Genomic DNA, 21,373 nt, shown 5'->3' on the forward strand with positions numbered 1-21,373 from the left:
TTTTAAATCATCCAAATCTTCCTTCAGTCTTGTCTTATGGTACTCTGGCTGCTTAAAAACTGTCCGGAGTATTGTTTCTGCTTGACACCAAAATAACTTTGGAGAAGATATATATGCTTCAAGGAAAGGTTTTACGAGTTGCTCGTCCAACGGATTGCCTCGCTCAAGTTGTTCATTTCTACACAGAGGGTTTAGGGCTGCAAATCCTCGATAGTTTTGAAAACCATGAAGGTTTTGACGGAGTAATGGTTGGGATGCCAGGAGAAAGCCACCACTTTGAATTCATCCATCAACGGGGACATACTGTAGGTGGTGCTCCAACTCAAGACAACCTGATCGTCTTTTACCTTCCTAACCAACAAGAATGGCAGCAGGCTGTTGAGCGAATGAAAGCAAATGGATTTGAGCCTGTAAACTCCTACAATCCATACTGGGACAGAGATGGAGTGACTTTTGAAGACCCAGATGGCTATCGAGTCGTTTTGCAGAATGCCGAGTGGAGCTTGTAGCAGCGCTATCGCCGCATCAGGTATCTACACCAATTTATAACTCATCATTTTCTTGTCGCGCCGCCCGAATGGTTTGGGGAAATACGCCTACTAAAAGTGCCAAAGCTTCATCGGGAATTTGTGCCACCGTTTCCGAATCCAAATATTGTTCAAATTGAGTTAAAACCATTTGTGCGCGTTCCAAAGCTACTGGCTTTGCCGTTAACTGTTCCATTAACCGCACCCACTGCCGCCGAATTCCAAAAGCTTTCTGTATTTGTTCGGGAGATTGAGGGCAAACCAAACAAAAATTGCCGACGGGAATCGCCTGTTGAGAGTCAACATCAAAAGCGCCCCCAACGGCAGCCCCAGGCCCGGCAAACTCCGCGTGGAAACGTTTAATCAAAATTAGGCCGTTCCGGCGACGGCTATCTACCATCAACAGCTTGCCGCTGTTGATTTCTACGAGAATGTCAGAGGAGTGGGGGTGTTCTGTCAAATCTGTGTCAAGGTTTCGATATCGCAAGTCCGGGCCAGCAGAAAGGCCGGCGCGGACAATATAATTAGAAGTAAGATTAGAGCTGGATGAAGTATCAATTTTTTTCTCATCCCGCTGCCGATCGAGATTATTCATTTAAAGTTATAAATTAATACTGTCACAAGGTGGTAGTTTGAGCGCGATCGAATATCAAATGCAGGTAGAACAAGCAGTAGACACCCTGAAAGCGGATCTCCCGACGCTTTTTGAGAAAGACATCTCCTACGACATCTACACAAAAGATGTTTATTTTCAAGACCCTGTTAACAAATTTAAAGGAAAAATCAACTATCGCATTATCTTTTGGACTCTGCGATTTCACGGGCAGCTATTCTTTAACAACATTAACTTCGACCTGCACGGCGTAAGTCAGACAGCCCCTGATACTATTGTGGCAAATTGGACTGTTCGCGGCGTCCTGCGGGTTCCGTGGAAAGCTCGGATCTTCTTCAACGGCTACTCTACTTATAAACTGGATAAAGACGGCTTAATTTACGAACATATCGACACCTGGGACAGAAAACCCGGAGAGATTTTAAAGCAGTTTTTCCGCAAGGGGGAGGATTCCAGCCAAGGATAAGCTAGAAAGGTCGATCGCCCCGAGCCATCAGGGCCGGCCATCCAAATAACTTATAATGAGGAAAATAATCATCATCCCTCCGATTCATTTTCTGCTATTTGTAAATTGCTAAAATGATTGTCGCCTCTGATTCATTTTCTGCTATTTGCACTCCTGAAAAACATCATGCCAGATATTGTCGAGACTGCCACTAATGCCGGCTCTTTCAAAACACTCGTGACTGTTATTGAAGCGGCTGGTTTGTTAGATTTATTGCAAAGTCCGGGTCCCTACACCGTCTTAGCACCAACTGACGAGGCATTTGCCAAAATTCCTACGAACACTATTACGTCTTGGTTGGAAGACATACCCAAGCTCAAGAAAATTCTGACTTATCACATTCTGTTTGGGGAGGTACTAACTGAGAATTTGCTTGAGTTAAGTTCTGCTGAAACAGTGGAAGGTTCTGTGGTGGGAATTGATACTTCTGACGGCATTAAAGTGAATGATGCTAAAGTTCTCACTTCAGATATTATTGCCGACAATGGCGTCATTCATATCATTGATGCGGTGCTAATACCAGCATTGGTTGCAGCAGAATAAAACTTGTGTTTTCGTTGAGAAATTTCGGGTGCGCCTAGCGCACCTGATGCCTATAATAAATTCTAATAAATTTAGAATACGCGGGGCCAATCACCGATAAATGTCTGGTGCGCACCTTACACCGATAAATGTCTGGCGCGCACCTTACTGCTATAAATGTAGGCCTACGGCGAGCAGATTACCCTACATTTTAAACTAATTATCCGAACCTAAAATCAAGCCAGAGCGTGCCGGCAGCATCAATTCTAAATGCCGAGTTTCCCCGTCACCTTTCCAAACAAACTCGCCTTTTCCATACAGCAATTTATCGTGAGGAGATTTCAAATTAGCTGGCTCAAAGCTAATATTAGCTGATTCTGTCGCGACATTGACCGCAACAACTATTTCCTCATCCCCCAAAATTCGGGCAAAAACGTAAACCGTTCCCTCCGCAAACAGAACTTGGTACGATCCAGTGCGGAGGGCAGCGTATTTGTGCCGCAAACCTATCAACTGCTTGTGGTAATCTAAAACATCAAGTTCCCAGCGAGATTCTAAGGGAAAACCGCGGCGAGAATCGGGATCGAGAGCACCGGGTAAACCAACTTCATCGCCGTAGTAAATGCTGGGAGCTCCAGGAAAAGTTAACAGCAGCAAAGTAGCGAGTTCGACGCTAGCTTTATCGCCTCCCGCAATTGACAGCAACCTAGCTGTATCGTGACTGGCCAACAAATTGAGTTGAGTTAGCTGTATCGGCCACGGGTACAGTTCCAAAACCTCCTGAATTTTGTTGCCGTACTCTTTAGCAAAAAGCGCCGGATAGGGATGATAAGAACGACCTTCTATTTGAGCTAAATCTACCCTGTCGCCCGCTGCAAAAGCAATAGTCGGGGCAGCAAAAAGATAATTCATCACCCCGTCAAACTGAGTACCATCGAGCCATTCTCTCGCATCTTCCCAAACTTCGCCGACAATGTAAGCTTCGGGATTAATTGCTTTGACTCGATCGCGAAATTCCTGCCAAAATCCCGGGGTTTTAATTTCAAAAGGAACGTCCAGTCGCCAGCCGTCAATGCCGAATTTAATCCAGTATTCGGCGATTTCCATGATGTATTCTCGCACTTCTGGATTTTCGTGATTGAATACAGGAAGTGCTCGATTCCCGTCCCAACCGGCATAGTTAGCAGGAAAATTGCCGTCGTAGGCGGATAGCGGCCAGCCTTCAACTTTAAACCAATCCACCCAAGGAGAATGCGGACCGTTTTCGAGGATGTCGTGAAAGAAGAAAAAGCCGCGGCTGGCGTGGTTGAATACGCCGTCGAGGACGATTTTGATGTTGCGATCGTGGGCGGCGTCTAGAAGCTCTTTAAACGCTGGATTGCCGCCCAACATCGGATCGACTTGATAGTAGTCGTGGGTATGGTAGCGGTGATTGCTGGCCGACTGAAATATTGGGGTGAAGTAAATTGCGTTAATTCCTAAGTCTTGCAAGTAGTCTAGCTGTTCCATCACGCCCCACAAGTCGCCACCTTTGTAGCCTTGGAGGGTGGGGATTTCGTGCCATTCTTCCCACATGAAGTTTTGCAGCAGGCGTTTGCGGGGCTGTTTGCTTTTGGCGAAGCGATCGGGGAATATTTGGTAGAATACGGCGTTTTTAACCCAGTCCGGCGTTTGAATTTGCATACACTTTTTCTAGCTTTTACGGCTTAGGCTACCGTAGCAGGGGTTTCTAGGGGATCTAGCTTTTGGTAGAGAATAGACATTTAATCCCATTTTATAGATCGACAAATTGTAAAATATTACACAAATGTGCAGTCAATTTAAGATTGAAAACTGACTCTACCTATAAATTTATCGTCCCGGCCGCCTGCGCTTCCTGACTGCTGTGGAGTTAGACAAACTCACATAACAGGAACGCCAGCAAAAACAACCGGATCAAACTCAAGCATAACCAGAGCGCACTTTGGGCCCATACAGAGCCTCAGTGGGCGTGGCGGTGCTATCATGCCAGCCTGGAAAAAGAACAACAGCGCGCGATGCTGGAGCGAGAAATTGCGAAAACGGCCAATTTACCTAAAAAACTTGTTATTAACAGCCCAAATCCCCAACCTTATTCTTTCCTTAAACTGCCGTTATTTACTGAGGGGTATTTTAACTCACAACTCAAAACTTTGTTAAATATCCATTATTGATTGATGGGTATTTTAACTCAAAACTCAAAACTCATAACTCCAGTCCCGGACGCACTCCAACTCTCATAAACCGGGTTTTTTAACTCTTATTGAGGGTGTGAAGAAGTATTTGGATTAAACAACCCGGTTTCTGCGTAAGCCACTCCGCTCATAAGTGAAAACTCAAAACTTCCTTGCTCTCCCCCCTTGTCAAGAAGCCCTCACCATCCGACACTGTACTTGGAGAGTTAATCGACCCTAGGGAGAAAGTTCCTTGAAAAAAGTCTTAGCCATCATCCTCGGTGGCGGTGTAGGCACCCGCCTTTACCCCCTAACCAAACTGCGAGCCAAACCCGCAGTTCCCCTCGCAGGCAAATATCGCCTCATCGATATTCCTGTCAGCAACTGCATCAACTCCGAAATAGTCAAAATCTACGTCCTCACCCAATTCAACTCGGCATCCCTCAACCGCCACATCGCTCGCACCTACAACTTTTCCGGCTTCACCGACGGATTTGCCGAGGTGCTCGCCGCCCAGCAAACTCAGGAAAACCCCAACTGGTTTCAAGGGACAGCGGACGCAGTTCGCCAATATCTGTGGCTGCTAGAAGAGTGGGACGTTGACGAATATTTGATTCTTTCGGGCGACCACCTCTACCGCATGGACTACCAGAAGTTTGTGCAGAGACACCGCGAAACCAACGCCGATATCACCCTCTCGGTTTTGCCAATGGACGAGAAGCGGGCCTCGGATTTTGGTTTGATGAAAATCGACGACAACGGCCGCATTGTTTCTTTCAGCGAAAAGCCAAAAGGCGATGCGCTCAAACAAATGCAGGTGGATACTACTAAACTGGGACTGACAGCACAGCAGGCTCAGGAAAGTCCTTACATTGCTTCGATGGGGATTTACGTCTTCAAAAAAGAAGTTCTGATTAAACTCCTGAAAGAATCTCCCAACCAAACTGATTTTGGTAAAGAGATTATTCCGAATAATGCAAAAGACCACAACGTTCAAGCTTATTTGTTTGACGATTACTGGGAAGATATCGGAACCATTGAGGCTTTTTACGACGCTAACTTGGCGCTGACCAAACAGCCTCAGCCACCTTTCAGTTTCTACGATGAAGATGCGCCGATTTACACTCGCCCGCGTTTCTTGCCGCCGACTAAGCTTTTAGATACTCACGTAACTGAATCGATTATTGCTGAAGGCTGCATTCTCAAACAGTGCCGGATAGACCATTCTGTGTTGGGAGTTCGATCGCGCATTGAAGCTGGATGTACGATTCAAGACACTCTAGTCATGGGTGCTGACTTCTACGAACCCGACGCCGAACGGCATTCGAGTTTGGACAACGGCGGCGTCGCCCTCGGTATCGGTGCAGATACTACAATTCGCCGCGCGATTGTGGATAAAAATGCCCGAATCGGCCGCAATGTTCAAATAATTAATAAAGACCGAGTGGAAGAAGCAAACCGCGAAAACCAAGGTTTTTACATCCGCAGCGGCATTATCGTAGTCCTGAAAAATGCCACAATTCCTGATGGAACTATCATTTAGTTATTAGTCATTAGTCATTAGTCGTCAGTCATTAATTTTTTAAGTTAAAATCTGTTACCTCTCAGCAAGTGACTGATGATAAATAAGTAAATTAGTGACAGATCACCAATGACCGATGACTGATGACTGATGACGAAATTCATTCTTTTTTTTGTTGATTATTAATTCCCACCGCTGAGGCGAGGTTGTCGAAATACTTGGCTTCATTCAAAGGCTCGCGCATTATTAATAAGTGACAGTCTCTGTTACTGTGTGCCTTGATACAGATATGTCCGATCGCCTGCGTCTGGAGAATAGCTTCTGATTCTTGTATTTGCGCTCGTAGCACGACTGACAAATGCGCTGCCCGTTTCTGAGTACAACACAACTCTCGGAACTATCTTTCCACTCGTCGCAGCAGCCGCAAGGCCAACTTAGCAAATAATTCATAATGTGAGCACCCTCGTGGCGTTAAAACCTGATCCCTTTATTATCTTATCTTAATGTTTTATAGAAGTGTGTGATGTAGCTAACAGACAGCGGAGATATTATGCTATATTAGTGTGATTAAAATGTATTCAGAGGTTGTAAAAATAAGCTTCTATAGCGCTGGTCTGGGGTGAGGAAAAAATATCTCGAAATTTTGTAGGATGACGGCGCACTTTAGGGTATAATATAGTCACAATTCAGACACCAGATTCGACCGGAATCGCTGCTGAGAACCTTCTAAGATTTGCATTGGGTGAAAACCTCGTATAGAGAAGTTCGATCGCACCGCGCACCGCAAAAAAAAGCTCGCTCTTCCGCAACACTCAACCCGACAGGTACTGGCGCCAGCAACGGCAGCATCTCTCCCGGGCTCGCTTCAACTGGGATCCACCCTAAAGCTATCGCCTCCTCCCAAAAGCCCGAAGGCGCACAACTCCTAAAAATTTATGGTGGCAAGAGTTTTACTCTCTAAAAGTTCAAAGGTGTAGCAACCGCCCATAGGGTAAGGGTGTTGTTCATTCATTGATGAAACATTGTTTTTGTGGTCGAATGCCAAAAGCATTTCTAGACCCGGCTGCTCCGGCTGCGCTCAGCACCAGAGAGCCGAATGCTACAAAATCTCAAACAACAGCGGGGTGCGGAAATTGCGATTGTCGCGCAAGCAACAACCGAACTCGATAGAGTCCAAACCTTTGATAACCTATAATTTGAATGAGATGCCGCAGGTACTTTTACCCCTGGCATTAAACTAATTCGCCATCCTGCGGCTAATTTGGGATTTATTCTTTCTAACAACTAACAAATAACAACTAATAAAGAGGGGATTGCTTAATGGCTGCAACAGATTTTAAAGACTATTACGCTATTTTGGGACTCAACAAAACTGCCAGCTCTGACGAAATTAAAAAAACTTTCCGCAAACTAGCCCGGAAATATCACCCGGATATGAACCCCGGCAACAAAGAAGCCGAAGCTCGTTTTAAAGAAGTAAACGAAGCTTACGAAGTGCTATCAGACCCAGAAAAACGCAAAAAATACGATCAATACGGTCAATACTGGAAGCAAGCTGCCACCACTCCAGGCGGATGGCCGGGCGGGGGCGGTACGACTGTAGATTTTGGCGGCGTTGACTTCAGCCAGTACGGCAGTTTTGACGAATTTATCAATGCCTTGCTCGGCCGCGCCGGTAGCAATGCGAGTAGTGGCCGCAACGCCAAGTGGAATTACAGCAACTACCGCGCCGGCGGGCCCACCGGTTTTGGCGGATTTGAAGATTTTGCGGGGTACGAAAACCGCAGCGCAGGAAGCTCTCTCGACACCGAAGTGGTGGTTTCCCTGACTTTGGGGGAAGCATTTCGCGGCACTTCCAAGCGAGTCGCCACGGGGGAAGTTTCGATTCCAGCAGGAGTAAAAACTGGCAGTAAAATTCGGGTAAAAGGCAAAGGTCAAGTTGACCCGTACACCAAGCAGCAGGGAGATTTGTACCTAAAATTAGAAGTTTTGCCTCACGCTTTCTTCCAGTTTGAGGGAGAGAATTTGGTCTGCGAAGTGCCTATAACTCCCGACGAAGCGGTGTTGGGAGCTTCAATTGAAGTGCCGGCGCCTGAAGGTATGATAACTGTAAAATTTCCAGCCGGGATGCGATCGGGTCAGTCTTTGCGGTTGCGGGGCAAAGGATGGCCCAAACCCAAGAAAGACGAGCGGACTGATTTGTTAGTAAAAATTGCGATCGTGCCGCCGAAAGAAATGAGCAATGTAGAACGCGAATGCTATGAAAAAATCAAGGCAAATCGCACTTTTAATCCCCGCAGCAATATCAACCAAATGCTGCTTTGAAAAAACGTGCATTTCTCAGAGGCAAATAATACCATTTCTTACATATTTCCTAGGGACACAGCATTCTTGTGTCCCTACTGTATGCAAGCGCGCTCTCATTTTAAAAAAACCCTGTTAAGAACTGAAATTTTATTCGCCCGTAATAGTCAGTTTCCAACGCGATCAAGACTCTTCGCTAGCTGTTAGCTGAGTAGGCTGGCTACCTTGTTTGATGTTGATGCTAATTTTTTTAGCTCCTTTGTTCTCCAGGTCTCGGATGTACCTGTTCGAGCTGTTAGAAGCTTCCTGTCTGCTGTCATAGGGGCCAAAGTAATAGTTACGCTTTGGCGAATCAGTCTCAACTTCTACCCACCATTCGCCGCGTCGAGTGCTGCTAGCAGGTTGAGCTAGCACCCAAAAGGCACTGAAAAACATAGCCAACATAGATATTTCAAACATATTTACCTCTGGGAAGATTTAAGTAGTTTTTTCTGTTCTCTCTCAATTTATCAACGCAACATGATCTATCGGCTCGTCCTCAGTGCTGATTTAGCCCCGATTATTGTTGGCAGTTAGTGCTAGCTAAAATCTGCATTTTGGTGGAGAAGATGCCGACATTTAAGCCACCACTACAAATATAAAGTCCGCAGGGTAAGGACTAGGACAACATGATGCTTCATATTATTGTTGAGGCTTCAGTTAAGGAAAAACTCAAACAGAACTTACACTCTCTTGACGCCCAGAAACCGGGTTGTTTAACCGATATCCCTCCCAATAGATGGAGTATTTGCGTTAAAAAACCCGGTTTCTGTCGGTTGGACTATCAAAATTATTAAGCAGCGACACCTTCTGAGAATTCATCACAAATGGTGAGAGCCGAAGGCTGACACCGTTTGATGCGGATGCTAACTTTTTTGGCTCCCTCGCTTTCCAAGTCTTCTATGTAGCCTGGAGTATTGCTGGAAGCTTCTTTGTCGGTGTCAAAGGGGCCAAAATAGTAGGTACAGTGGGGCAAGTCGGTGACAATTTCTACCCACCATTTCTCAGATCGGCGGTGGCTGGACCCCGCAAATACCGACAAGACTGCGACGTAGATACAAAATAAATAAAATCCGAGCATTTTTATTCTTCAGGGGTGATTTAATTTATTATTTAAATCTATCAAAATAATTTGCCCCTCGAATCAACCTCAGTGCTGATTTTGAGTCGATCGAACTGAGATGGTAGATTGTAGATCTTACATTTTTTCTCCCATCTAAAATCTAAAAGCAAAACCCGCCGATGCGGGTTGTTTGCTAACTGAAAAATGCTCTTTCCCCCAAGTAGAGGGCTGCGCCAACCTCAGGCTGCTGAGGTTTAGCGCTTGCCTTTGGGGAACTGTTCGATACCAGCCCAACCGTAGAAAACCAGCTCGTCGTTCTGAACTCGGCAGCGGTCTACTCGCAGTTGAGTGCCTTCTAAGGCAAATTTGTCTAAGTCTAGCAAGTTATTTACGTGGGCAATTATAGCTTGACCCAAGTCTACTGCTTGCCCGTCACCGCCGTAAGTAACGCTGACAAATTGGATTTTGCGTCTGTCTTCTACTTGCAATTGAGCAGTAATATCTATTTTGACCGGTTCGCTGGCATCGCCTACGGTAATTTCGGACTGAAGCCGAATTGATTTGTCGGTTCCGAAGCTGACTTCAGTGTTTTGAAAGTGCAGAGATTGCTCTTGGTACTTCAGCTTCTGGAGTTTTTCAACTACAAAAGGTGTATTGAATGAGGTGGTTAAATCCGATCGACTTAAGACTACTCGCATATTTGCCTGGGTAGGCTGTCGCAATTTGACTTGACCTGCAAAAATCGCCCCAAAATCAATGGAGAGTGCTTGCAGGTAGAGTTCCATCACTTCTATGCGGAGGCCGTTGTACATCAACATACCTTTGCCAACAAAGTCGAAACCGTCGATGCTTCCCTGCAAGAGTTTGGCTACTGGTTCGACTCGGATGTTGGCCTCGGCCTTTTCAGAACGCTTGAATAAGGCTGCGATCGCAGCTCCTGCTACTTTACTAACAAGGCGATCGCCACTTTGACCTTGAAAGGATGTACCGCTAAACAAAGCTGCTACCATTTATTCGTTTGCTCATCTACAGTCGCCATTATAACCTCATATTAAGAAATGTAAAAATTGCTTGTGCTTATTCACCTCATAAGCAGATCTTGTTTTTTGTCTGTCTTCAAAACAACATTGTTGAAATTTAAACGCTCAGAGGGGTGCCTTGGAGACAGGCGCGATCGAGCAACGCTCCATCCCACAGGGTTTGTTCGATCATGGCGCAAAGCAAATTAGCCCCCGTCAGGTTAGCGCCGCGCAGTACGGCTCCATTCAGAATCGCTTCTTCCAAGTCAGCTCCTGACAAATCAGCGCCGGACAAATTGGCATTGCTCAAATCGGCACCCAGCAAAATTGCCCGAGCCAAAGCAGCGCCCCGCAAATCGGCGCCACGAAAATCGACACCGCTCAAATCCAAATTGCCGATGGATGCCCCCGTCAAAAAAGCACCCCCAAAACTTGCGTCGCGGACTAAAGCGTTAGCGAAGGAAGCTCCCCGCAAATCGGCATTACGAAAATCTGCGCCTCGCAAGTCAGCGCCGCTCAAGTCAGCACCTCTGAGGTTGGCTCGCAATACGGCCCGCTGCAAGTTAGCGCCGGCGAGATTAGCTCCACTCAAGTTGGCTTGAGACAAGTCAGCACCGGCGAGCTCGGCGCCCGCTAAGTCTTTGCCGGCTAAATCAGTACCGGCCAACATCAAAATTTTGCCTTTTCGTATGGCTTCGAGGTCATTAGTCATTAGTTTTTAGTCATCAGTCATTGGTCATTAGTCATTAGCGCACAGACAGGCTGCTGCTACAACTCCCAGTGTTAGGGTGCGCTTAGCAAGCACAGGCTGATTTTTTGTAGTGTTGGAAAAGATTTTGTGCTGAGTTTTAAATACCCAATACTTCGGCTAGGCACTTCGGCAGCGCTCAGCACAAGCTCTGTACAAGTTCCCAATTACCAATTACCGATCGCCCATTACCCATCCAGTTATTTTATAATGCCGGAGCGGCTGCGGTCGTTCGATCGCCCAAATCCTCCAACCATACATTCGGCAGTTGGCTCGGCCGGTTCGGTAACTCCATCAAACCCATTTCTGCCAGCCTGACGACGTTGCTGAGAGTTTCCACCAAAGCCGGATCGAAGCGAATGCCGCACAGTGCCCGGCACTCTTCCAAAGCTTCGCTCAAACTCATAGCCGGACGATCGCCACGCGGTTGAGTCAATTCTTGAAAATAGGCGACCAACCCTAAAATCCGCGAAGCAACGGGTATGGCTTCGGCTCGCAAACCCTCTGGTCTGCCGCTGCCGTCCCAATATTCGAGTTTGTACTTGACAATTTCCGCCACAGGTGCTAACTCCGGCATTGCTTGCAGCAGTTGGGAACCGATGAAACTGCGATCGCGCCAAAATGATAAAGTTGCTTGGTCGAAAGCATCGGGAGTGCGATCGAACACCTCATTCGGCGCAGAAACTAAGCCGACTCGAAAGAGCAATCCAGCCAGCCGCAGCCTCCGCAACTGCAAAGCCGGCAAATCCAGCAGTTGACCCAAAGTTTCCGACAACGCCGCCACCTGCAAAGACGCTGTAGGATTGGAGGTATCGCGTTCGTCCACGCGCTGGGCCATCCGCAGAAAAGCTTGAAGTTTGTTAGCGTTCAAATTGCGGCTGACGCGCAAAGCTTGACCTTCCAATTCCCACAATTCGCGGGTTTGGCGGTTAATTGCCACCATTTGCTGCTGAGAACTTTGCAGGTAAGTGACTATCCGCGATACCACGCCACTAATATCTGCCAAGGGCGGGCCTTTGGTTGCCAGGATTTCGTGGTACATTTCCAGCAAACTGTCGGCTAGGGGGGAGTTGTAATGTCGCGTCTGTTCTATAAAAATTTCTGCCGAGGCCGACACCAAAGACTGGTCAAACGACCACAAACCGTAGAACTTTCGTTCTGTATCGACTTCTGGCTTGCCCTCGGGCAAGTATTCCTCGGCTGAAAGTTCGCGGCAAAGCACCATTGCTTTGTATGTGGGGGCGACGATGATTAAATTCCATTCTTGGATTAGGGGGTCGCTCTCATCGAGATTTATTAAAGATACATTTTCTAATTGACCCGTTTTGTGGGTAGCGAAACCGCTGTCGGCTACTGCACCGATGACAACGCGCCGAGAGGCATTAGCAATATCTAGGTAGCGATCGGCTTCCTGTAAATACCATTTTCCCTGCTGAAACGTTACCAAAACTAAGGGTTGGAGTTCGCTCTTGTCCCCGCCACTGGTTTGCAAAATGTGGTCTTCTAGGGCGTGACATAGGGCTACTAGGGTGTTTTTGAAGTATACCCCGTAGCTAGAAGGCAGTTTTCCGTCGGGAAGTGTAGCTTGTAGTCTAGCGAGAGTTGATTCTGAATTCATTGCAAAAAGCGGTGCCGGCTCTTACTTATTGTAGCGGGCGATCGAACTTCTAGAAAAGACTTTGGGCAAAAATCCGAGTTTTTGGGTTTTCACCGCTTCGCAACCGAGTCAATGTAGAGTGCGCCGAAGAGTACCTGATTAATTTTAGGAATTTTCTGGAAACCCTCTGTCTTTGGCTGAGTTTTTTTCAAACGAGAAACCTGCCGAGAGGAAGACGGTAAATGAGTTAGGTATTAACTACTATTTTTAGAACAATATTATTAGGAATTCTGAGCGTGCTTCAACAAAATAGAAGTTTAGGGGAACAGGCGATCGACAAAGTGGCAGAGATTGCTATTGCTAGCAAATTAGACGAATCCGAAACTTTGTCTGTCACAGTTAACACCGATCCTGGCCAGCTAGCCCAGGGAGAAGTAGAGGCCGTTGCCGTTGAGGGCAAAGGATTGGTAATGCAACAAGATTTGCGCGTGGAAGAATTGCAAATTCACGTCAAGGACATTGCAGTCAATCCCCTGACCGCTATGTTTGGCAAAATTGAACTGAATGGACCTGCCTTCGGTGGGGCGCGCGCAGTTTTAACAGAAAGCGATATCAACCGCGCTTTTAATTCCGAATACATCAGCAGGAAACTGAAAAACTTAAAAGTTACTGTTGACGGACAACAGCAGACAATAGACGTTAAAACTATTGAGTGCAAATTGCTAACCGGAAAAATCGCTTTAAATGCTGAGGTATTGGTGCGGGAAACGGCCTCCACGGAAAAGATTTATTTCACAGCCAAACCTCAGATCGCAGAAGGCGGTTGGGCAATTTCTCTTCAGGATGTCGAGTATCCCGAAAATAAGGAATTTTCGCCGGAGTTAACTGAAGCTTTGGCGGACAAAGCTGGTGAAGTTTTAAACTTGCGAAATTTTGAACTTGAGGGAATGTCCCTGCGAATTCAGCAGCTAAATGTGGAAGCTGGTTTGCTGACTTTGCAAGCTGAAGCGAAAGTCGAAAAATTCCCTAATTAGGATCTTGTAGGGTGTGTCATAAACAAAAAAGCTCTTCAATTCCAGCAACTATTGGAACTGGCGCACCCTAGCATTATGCTTTGCTTTGGAAAATCTTCGCAGTTTATTCAATCCCTCTAAAGTTATAAAAAAGTCGATACCAATTCGCACCAAAATATCACCGCCGTTAGAGGCAGGCATGGGGAGTTTACTTTTAATCTTGACAAGTAGTAATTAAAGATTGGAAACTTTTTGTGAACACTGTAACTTCTTTTTTGAAAAAACTGCGTAGCGGTCAATTATTGACTCAACTTTTGACTGTATGTATGGCAGGTTTGCTGCTGTTTACCAGCACCGCTTGCAATGCGGGCGATGTTCGAGGTGCTCGGCCTGAGAATCCTCCCGTTCAAGCTGGAGGAATGAATAACCCTCACAAGGGTGGCGGTGATGGATACACGAATTATAAAACATCCACCGATCCTAAAGTAAATCAGTCCCCTGCTCAAGCACAAAAGAATCGGGCTGATTTGTCGATCTTGGGCGATCGTCTCATGGCCGCGACTACCGGTGAATCTAATCCCTCAAAGCTGCTTTATCCGGGCTCTGCACCCATGGAAACTGACAAGTTCGACCTTGAACTCGGCGGAGATAAAACTCTGTTAGAAGCGCCAGACGGACAGCCGGCTAAGGCTCAACCGGTATTCGATCGCAGCGATCCCGATGCCAATATTTTAGAGAGAGTAGGCGCCGCCTTTAAGGATGCTTCTGGTTTCCTCAAAGATAGCGCGGAAGATGCCAAGGAAAGCTCGGTTACGAAACTGAATCCGCTGCAAAAATAAGCAAGCAGAACCAAAAATGATGTAGGGGCTGTCTGAAACTAGCCCCTACATAAATAATATAATTTATTGAAACTAGATAAACGCTTGTATAGCTGCTGCTATTTGCTTAACCATATTTACGCTGTTCCTGCATTTTTGATTAAATCCCGATTAAGAGGTTTTAAATTTTAGGGAATTTATGGTGCGAATACGGGAGACTATTTAGCGTAAATTTTACTCAGGTTGGGTAAATATAAAACAGATTGATTAAAATTAACTATTTGGCTGTAAATAAAACTGAATGAATTCTTAATTGCGTGAACGACTTCTGTCACCAACTGTGCTAAACTCGACTATTTTTAGTAAATTATCTCAAAATTCCCAGGCAAGTTTAGTAAGAAAACTTAAATTTTTGGGTCGTTCTGCAGAGCCAGGAAAAATCCTAAACACTTTTAGGCGTAAAGAAGCCTTGTAATGATGGATAAAATACCAGATAGCTCCCAGATGATTGGAGAGTTTTTTATAAAATAACAGAGTTTTTATTAGAATAGCGAGAGATCCTGGGCATCAAGGTGTTATTGAATCTTTATAGAGGAGAAGTTTTGCCCCTATCTCTCCCGCCAGATTGGTATCGCTGGCGAGGGAAAACTTTTTCAGAGATGACCCAAAGATTTGTATAATACAGGGCATATTGCCTGTAAACTGCTGAGAGCGAACCCCACAAATCGGCTGGTTGCAAGAAAAGAGGGATGTCTACAGCTTCATATAAAGCCAGTGCAGGCTTTGTGTCGGATTAAAACGCCGTTTGTGTCCTCCTAAGCCAGTGATGATATTACCCTGCTGGTTTTGAATCAACAGCTAGAAACCCAGCTATAATAACGCATTGCCACAACTGGAAGCCAGGCTGAAAGGGTGAACTATTCTTAGTTAAGCGCTATACCCGTGAAAGATTTTTATGAATAATAACTCCCTTAAATTCCGCCTCCGCACTGCCCTCGTAGTACCCTTTATCCTGCAAATTGTTGCAGCAGTTGGATTAGTCGGCTATCTTTCATTACGCAACGGACAACAAGCCGTAACTGATCTTGCCAACCAGTTGATGACTGAGGTGAGCAACCAAACCGATCAGCAGCTAAATGACTATCTTTCAATACCTCATCAAATTAATCAGATCAATATTGATGCAATCGAGACAGGATTACTCAATATAGAAGACTTTGAAATGACTGGAAGTTATTTTTGGAAGCAGGTGCAAGCCTTTAAGAATGTTGGCTATATTTCAAATACGTTAGCAGATGGACGCTTTATTGGGGCTGGCAAATACTTTCCAGGGGAAGGAGTCATCATTGATGAAAAGTCTGCAATAACAAACGGAAAAGTAGCTACCTACGCCGTGAACAAGCAGGGCGAGCGGGGTAAAGTGCTACGGTTTTGGACCGACGACTTCGTGGCATCCTCATGGTATATTGAGGCGGCTAAAGCAGGTAAATCAACCTGGTCTTCGGTGTACTCTGTTGACGAAATCAACTTCATTTCTTTAGCGGCAGTGCGTCCCATGTACGCAAAAAACGGCAAATTACTTGGCGTGACTGGGGTGGATTTACAACTATCAAATATTACGAATTTTTTGCGCCACTTAAATATTACCTCATCAGGACGAATTTTTGTCATGGAACGAGATGGGCAGTTAATCGCCAATTCTAGTTCTCAACCCTCTTTTGCCAAACTAAGTGGTAAGACCCAACGCTTTAATGCGTTAACCATTAATGATCCGTTAATTCAAAGCACTGCTCAAACTCTAAAAAATCGGTTTAGTAATTTTCAGCGAATTACAAAAAGGCAAACGTTGAACTTTCAAATTCAAGGACAACCTCACTTTGTCCGTGTTCATCCTTGGCACGACGAGTTTGGCTTGAATTGGCTAATCGTGACTGTAGTTCCAGAATCTGACTTCATGGGTCAAATCAATGCTAATACTCGTAGCACAATAGGGTTGTCTCTGGTAGCGTTGATTATGGCGCTGCTGATCGGTATTCTCACCGCTGGTTGGATTACCCGCCCCATTGAGCGGATTACCCAAGCTTCAGAAGACATGGCAGATGGCAACTTGAAGCAATACATTAAACACACTAGCCTCGTTGAACTTGATAAGTTGGGAAACTCCTTCAACCGTATGGCAGGCCAACTCAAGGAATTGTTTGAAACCTTAGAAGATAAAGTCAAAGAACGCACGGCAGAACTAGCAAATGCTAACGACGAAATCATTACCCTCAACGAGAGACTCAAGCAAGAAAATCTTCGCATGGGTGCTGAATTGGATATCGTGCGTCAAATGCAGCAGATGATTCTGCCAAACGCTGAGGAACTGAAAATTGACGGGCTCGATATTGCCGCATATATGCAGGCTGCCGATGAAGTCGGCGGCGACTACTATGATGTTTTAAACACCGATGGCGTTGTCACTCTTGGCATCGGCGATGTCACTGGACATGGACTCGAAAGCGGTATCTTGATGCTGATGGCGCAAACCGCCGTTCGCACCCTCAAGGAAATCCAGGAAACTGATCCGGTTCGGTTTCTAGATGCGCTCAACCGCACCCTTTACAAAAACGTGCAGCGCATGAATTCGGAGAAAATTCTCACCCTAGCGATTTTAAATTACTCCCAAGGACGGGTCAGCATCAGCGGTCAGCATGAAGAAACAATCATTGTGCGAAACGGTGGAGAGGTAGAACGTATCGACACAATGGATTTAGGCTTCCCCATCGCCCTGGACGATGAAATTGCTGAGTTCATCAGTCACATTTCACTTGAGCTACAGCTAGGAGATGGTATAGTGCTATATACCGATGGTATTCCCGAAGCACAAGACATTAAGAAAAAACAGTATGGTGTTGAGCAGATGTGTGAGGTCATTAGCCAAAACTGGCATTTATCGGCTGGGGAAATTAAGCAAGCAGTGATTGAGGATTTACGGCGACATATCGGCACTCAAAAAGTAGTTGATGATATTACGCTGTTGGTTGTGAAGCGGACCCGATTAGGTGTAGAACAAAAGTCACATCCTCAAGCAGCCGCATTGGTTTAGAGCGATCGCCCATACCTCTAAAAAATAAACTTATGGCATTAAACTGGAAAATAATCCTAGGGGCGATCGCTTTAGCCGTCAAATTTACGAGTAGGTGGTGAGATGTCTCAAAGGCCGTCTCCCAAAAGAGGCTGAATCTCCTGAGAACTCTAAAGCTGTAGTCAATGTCTAAATTTCTATAATTATAATGTATCTAATGATCTCTTGCATCAAGGTCAATAAAGGGTTCGAGGGCGGGATGAGAACTCGATTTATTGACCTTAGTGCTTTCTGTCAATTAAAAGTATTCACTCAAAGTTTTTATACATAATAGCAGCGTAAGGCGCGCCGAGGCGCACCCTACCTGATATATAAGCAAGGGTAATTTCTATTCCTCTCAAAGCTTTTTCCGATCTAAAAGAGCTTGGTTCTATTTTTTCTTTGAATCAGAAACATCAGCAATCAAATCGTCTTTATCAACTTTCGGGACAAAATCAGGGCGTTCTTTGGATTCCCAACCAGGTGGGCGCTTAGAGTTATACCAGGCGATCGAGCCGATCGTAACTGCGGCAACAAAGCCAACACCAAGAACTGCTATTGGAGCGGTTAAGCTGACACTTGATTCCGGCACTGGCTGCTGCATCAGCAGATCGATCATTACTCGCTTGATGGGTGCAACAAGAATTGCCATGGGAGTGGTCAAGCTGATATCTATCATTAGGCCAAATCCTTATTTACTCTACTTTTACATTATCTTAAGTGCTAATGCCGTTTTGTTGATATATCTGAAGACAGAAAAAGTGACAGAATTGTCGGCATAATGGTTAGAGGTTGAAAATATGAGAGCTGATTTTATGCCGTTGGGGACAATAGCATTGCTGTTGGCTGCTAGTTTCAGCCTGGGTGCTTTACCGCTAACGGGATGGGCGGTGCGAGTGTTTAGCCGCCGAGATTTGAGGGCACTGGGTACGGGAAATGTTGGCGTGTCGGCAGCTTTCATTCACGGGGGGAAATTAGCGGGAATTGCAGCGGTGTTGGCGGAAATTGCCAGGGGTATTGTACCGGTTTTGGCAGGGCGATTTTGCTTCCCGGATGCACATGCGATCGCGATTGCGCTGTTAATTCCGCTAGTTGCTGGCAGATATGCGATCGCCCGAGGTGGAGGGGTGACAAACGCTGTTTGGGGTCTTTTTGTATTTTCGCCGCCGATGGCTGTTTCATCGGGCATTTGGGGGCTGTTGGTGTGGGGTTTGGCACAGCGGTGGTGGGGTGAGGGCGATCGGGCGAGACTCTTTGCTTCCCGTTGCGGGTGTCTGTGCACGCCAATCTGGGTTTGGGTGTGGCGACAATCAATGCCCGAATTTTTAGCAGCAACAGGATTAGCTTTGTTGTTAGCAGCAATTAATTTCAGCCAGGGTGATGATATGGCTTTATCTCAATCTGAACAATTGTTTTCTCTTGATGACTCGTTAGATGCTGCAATCTGCGGCGATAAAGCGGCTAAATTGTCTCAACTGAAACGTGCAGGTTTTAACGTACCTGCTGGTTTTATATTGGCATCGAAGGAAGAAGGAAGAAGGAAGAAGGAAGAAGGAAGAGGGGATGAGGAAAATGGCTATCAACTGTTACTCAGTAATTCTGTAATCCAAAATCTAAAATCCAAAATCCAAAATCGAATGATTGTGCGTTCTTCGGCTGCGGGAGAAGATGGCGATACGAGTTCTGCCGCGGGACAATATCAAACTATTGGCCCTGTTTTCAATGAAGTAGAATTGCTCGATGCAATTAATCGCTGCCGCCAGTCTTATTGGACTTCCGAAGCTGTTGCTTACCGCCGACAGCGACAATTACCTGATACCCAAATGGCTGTATTAATTCAGCCTTATATTGATAGCCAGTTTGCGGGAGTCATGTTCAGTCGCAATCCTTTAGATGGGGGTTCCCAGGTAATTATAGAAGCTTTGCCGGGAGGAGCCGAAGCTGTTGTGAGCGGACAATCTACTCCGATTCATTTAGAAATAGATTTTAGTAGATATGAATCCTTAGAAAAAAACTTAACTCAATTAAAAAATAAATCACTTATTCCTCAATGTATTTTAGCAGAATTGGTGAAACAAGCGCAAGCAATTGAAGCATTTTTTCACGGAATCCCGCAGGATATTGAGTGGAGTTGGGATGGTGAAAAAGTTTGGATTTTGCAAAGTCGCCCGATTACTAATTTGCAGCCATTCTGGACGCGAACTATTGCAGCAGAAGTGATTCCCGGTGCCATTCGTCCCCTAACTTGGTCGATTAATCGGCCGCTGACTTGCGGGGTTTGGGGAGAGATTTTTCAGGTGGTTTTGGGCGATCGCGCCAGTGGCTTAAACTTTAATGAAACGGCAACTTTGCTGGGCTCTCACGCCTATTTTAATGCGACTTTGTTGGGCGAAATCTTTCGGATGATGGGATTGCCGGAGCAGGGTTTGGAATTTTTGCTGAGAGGGCAAAAAATGGGCAAGCCACCTTTGGGGAAGATTTTGCATTCTTTTCCTGGTTTGTGGCGTTTGGTGCAGCGGGAGAGGGCGCTGAATTCAGAATTTAACGGCGATCGTACTTCTATTTTTCTCCCGGCACTGCAAACTCTGGAGAAAGAAGAGGGAAGAAGGAAGAAGGAAGAAAAAATATTAATGCCCAATGCCCAATGCCCAATGCCCGATTACCAATATTTAACGGAATTGTTGGAGAGAGCGGAGCAAATTCAGAAGTGGCTCAAACCGATTACTTACTACAATATATTAGGGCCGATAGGGCTGGCTATTCGCAAAGCAATTTTTCGCGTTAATGATGATTGGCTGGCCAATGACAGCGCTCCTGAAATTGCTTCGGTGCGAGCTTTGCAGCAGTTGGCTCAGAAATTGCGGCAAGCTGCTGTTTCGCAGCCTGACGAAGCTGTTTCAGTGGCATATTTAGCACAGATATTTGACGAAAGTCCGGCTTTACAAGCAGAATTTAAAAAGTGGCTTGATACTTACGGATATTTGAGCGAGGTGGGAACGGATATCGCTGTTCCTACTTGGCGAGAACAACCGGAAGTTTATCAAAAGTTGGTAATAACTATGGCTCAAAAAGCCGAAAATAATTTAATCGAAAAGCGTGAAAAAGGATTGACTTTTTCGCAGAATTGGCGATTAGATAAATGTCAGGAAAGAGCGATAGTCAAAAACGAAATTAGCGAAATTTACGCGCGGTTGTTGGCTCATCTACGGTGGACTTTTTTGGAGATTGAAGCTTGCGGATTGGCAATGCAGGTGTTTCAGGAAAGCGGGGATATTTTTTATCTGGAATTTGGGGAAATTCAGCAGTGGATTCGCAGCGGTGCGAGTGTTTCGTTTAAGGATACAATTACGGAAAGGCGCGATCGCCTGTTAGCCGATCGCGATCGTCCGATTCCCCCCGTGGTCTACGGGAATTTGCTGCCTAATTCTCAGAAAAGGTCGATCGACGCAGCAACATCAGAAACTAATATCATCCAGGGAATTCCGGCAAGTATCGGCTGTGTCGAAGGTTTTGTGAAGATTTGCCGCACCGCGAGCACGGATTTAGGAGAAAATGCGATCGCAGTAGTTCCTTACACCGATGCAGGTTGGGCGCCGCTGCTATTAGGAGCAACAGCAATTATCGCCGAAGTTGGCGGCCAACTATCTCACGGAGCAATAATCGCTCGCGAGTACAAAATTCCCGCAGTTATGAATATTTCTGAAGCTACAACTCGATTGCGAGACGGTCAAAAAGTCCGAGTAGATGGGTATCTCGGCACTGTAGAACTGCTCGAATAAACGGAA

Annotated in this window: 18 protein-coding genes; 10 read left to right on the forward strand and 8 right to left on the reverse strand. The window is 45.8% G+C overall.

Annotated features, from left to right (window positions below):
- Window positions 1-113: 113 nt before the first annotated feature.
- Complete coding sequence (locus QUA27_RS23425) at window positions 114-509, forward strand: VOC family protein (protein WP_333070962.1); 396 nt, start codon at window positions 114-116, stop codon at window positions 507-509.
- 34 nt (window positions 510-543) lie between these two features.
- Here the strand turns inward: QUA27_RS23425 and QUA27_RS23430 are convergent, their stop codons facing one another.
- Window positions 544-1,122: a hypothetical protein gene (locus QUA27_RS23430; RefSeq protein ID WP_333070964.1), complete on the reverse strand. Its 579-nt coding sequence runs from the start codon at window positions 1,120-1,122 to the stop codon at window positions 544-546.
- Window positions 1,123-1,180: 58 nt separating this feature from the next.
- On the opposite strand from QUA27_RS23430, the gene QUA27_RS23435 reads away from it, so the two are divergent.
- Both QUA27_RS23435 and QUA27_RS23440 read left to right on the forward strand, forming a co-directional pair.
- Entirely contained in the window at window positions 1,181-1,606 is a 426-nt protein-coding gene (locus QUA27_RS23435; RefSeq protein ID WP_333071024.1) for a C6orf136 family protein, read from the forward strand.
- Between the two features lie 165 nt (window positions 1,607-1,771).
- Window positions 1,772-2,188 carry a fasciclin domain-containing protein gene (locus tag QUA27_RS23440; protein WP_333070966.1) on the forward strand — a complete coding sequence of 139 codons (417 nt, stop codon included), beginning with the start codon at window positions 1,772-1,774 and terminating at the stop codon, window positions 2,186-2,188.
- Between the two features lie 195 nt (window positions 2,189-2,383).
- On the opposite strand, the gene QUA27_RS23445 is transcribed toward QUA27_RS23440, so the two are convergent.
- Window positions 2,384-3,850: a glycoside hydrolase family 13 protein gene (locus QUA27_RS23445; RefSeq protein ID WP_333070967.1), complete on the reverse strand. Its 1,467-nt coding sequence runs from the start codon at window positions 3,848-3,850 to the stop codon at window positions 2,384-2,386.
- Window positions 3,851-4,612: 762 nt separating this feature from the next.
- On the opposite strand from QUA27_RS23445, the gene QUA27_RS23450 reads away from it, so the two are divergent.
- From QUA27_RS23450 to QUA27_RS23460, 3 genes are all read left to right on the forward strand, one after another.
- Window positions 4,613-5,902 (forward strand): glucose-1-phosphate adenylyltransferase, encoded by a 1,290-nt coding sequence (locus QUA27_RS23450; RefSeq protein WP_333070968.1) that lies wholly within the window; start codon window positions 4,613-4,615, stop codon window positions 5,900-5,902.
- A gap of 721 nt (window positions 5,903-6,623) precedes the next feature.
- Complete coding sequence (locus QUA27_RS23455; protein WP_333070969.1) at window positions 6,624-6,842, forward strand: hypothetical protein; 219 nt, start codon at window positions 6,624-6,626, stop codon at window positions 6,840-6,842.
- A gap of 359 nt (window positions 6,843-7,201) precedes the next feature.
- Entirely contained in the window at window positions 7,202-8,206 is a 1,005-nt protein-coding gene (locus tag QUA27_RS23460) for a DnaJ C-terminal domain-containing protein (RefSeq protein ID WP_333070970.1), read from the forward strand.
- Between the two features lie 162 nt (window positions 8,207-8,368).
- On the opposite strand, the gene QUA27_RS23465 is transcribed toward QUA27_RS23460, so the two are convergent.
- The 5 genes from QUA27_RS23465 to QUA27_RS23485 all read right to left on the reverse strand — a co-directional run bounded on the left by QUA27_RS23465 (window position 8,369) and on the right by QUA27_RS23485 (window position 12,672).
- On the reverse strand, window positions 8,369-8,644 hold the full coding sequence (locus tag QUA27_RS23465) for a DUF1816 domain-containing protein (RefSeq protein WP_333070973.1): 276 nt from the start codon (window positions 8,642-8,644) through the stop codon (window positions 8,369-8,371).
- Window positions 8,645-9,017: 373 nt separating this feature from the next.
- Complete coding sequence (locus tag QUA27_RS23470) at window positions 9,018-9,305, reverse strand: DUF1816 domain-containing protein (RefSeq protein WP_333070975.1); 288 nt, start codon at window positions 9,303-9,305, stop codon at window positions 9,018-9,020.
- 236 nt (window positions 9,306-9,541) lie between these two features.
- On the reverse strand, window positions 9,542-10,297 hold the full coding sequence (locus QUA27_RS23475; protein ID WP_333070977.1) for an LmeA family phospholipid-binding protein: 756 nt from the start codon (window positions 10,295-10,297) through the stop codon (window positions 9,542-9,544).
- A gap of 127 nt (window positions 10,298-10,424) precedes the next feature.
- Window positions 10,425-11,018 (reverse strand): pentapeptide repeat-containing protein, encoded by a 594-nt coding sequence (locus QUA27_RS23480; RefSeq protein WP_333070979.1) that lies wholly within the window; start codon window positions 11,016-11,018, stop codon window positions 10,425-10,427.
- Window positions 11,019-11,259: 241 nt separating this feature from the next.
- The gene (locus QUA27_RS23485; RefSeq protein WP_333070981.1) at window positions 11,260-12,672 is read right to left on the reverse strand and encodes an HD domain-containing phosphohydrolase; all 1,413 of its coding nucleotides are present in this window, start codon (window positions 12,670-12,672) and stop codon (window positions 11,260-11,262) included.
- Between the two features lie 275 nt (window positions 12,673-12,947).
- On the opposite strand from QUA27_RS23485, the gene QUA27_RS23490 reads away from it, so the two are divergent.
- The 3 genes from QUA27_RS23490 (at window position 12,948) to QUA27_RS23500 (ending at window position 17,570) form a co-directional block, all read left to right on the forward strand.
- On the forward strand, window positions 12,948-13,685 hold the full coding sequence (locus tag QUA27_RS23490) for an LmeA family phospholipid-binding protein (protein ID WP_333070984.1): 738 nt from the start codon (window positions 12,948-12,950) through the stop codon (window positions 13,683-13,685).
- Between the two features lie 233 nt (window positions 13,686-13,918).
- Window positions 13,919-14,503, forward strand: coding sequence for a DUF6658 family protein (locus tag QUA27_RS23495; RefSeq protein WP_333070986.1), 585 nt, complete (start codon window positions 13,919-13,921; stop codon window positions 14,501-14,503).
- A gap of 934 nt (window positions 14,504-15,437) precedes the next feature.
- The gene (locus tag QUA27_RS23500) at window positions 15,438-17,570 is read left to right on the forward strand and encodes a SpoIIE family protein phosphatase (RefSeq protein ID WP_333070988.1); all 2,133 of its coding nucleotides are present in this window, start codon (window positions 15,438-15,440) and stop codon (window positions 17,568-17,570) included.
- A 409-nt stretch (window positions 17,571-17,979) separates the two neighbouring features.
- Here QUA27_RS23500 and psb35 read toward each other — a convergent pair whose 3' ends face one another.
- Window positions 17,980-18,192 carry a photosystem II assembly protein Psb35 gene (gene psb35, locus QUA27_RS23505; protein WP_333071025.1) on the reverse strand — a complete coding sequence of 71 codons (213 nt, stop codon included), beginning with the start codon at window positions 18,190-18,192 and terminating at the stop codon, window positions 17,980-17,982.
- A gap of 211 nt (window positions 18,193-18,403) precedes the next feature.
- Here psb35 and QUA27_RS23510 point away from each other — a divergent pair, with 211 nt between their 5' ends.
- Window positions 18,404-21,367: a glycerol-3-phosphate acyltransferase gene (locus QUA27_RS23510; protein WP_445251539.1), complete on the forward strand. Its 2,964-nt coding sequence runs from the start codon at window positions 18,404-18,406 to the stop codon at window positions 21,365-21,367.
- Window positions 21,368-21,373 lie beyond the last annotated feature (6 nt).

The organism is Microcoleus harperi Pol14_C6 (genome assembly GCF_036701295.1).
In the GTDB taxonomy this organism is placed as follows: domain Bacteria; phylum Cyanobacteriota; class Cyanobacteriia; order Cyanobacteriales; family Microcoleaceae; genus Microcoleus.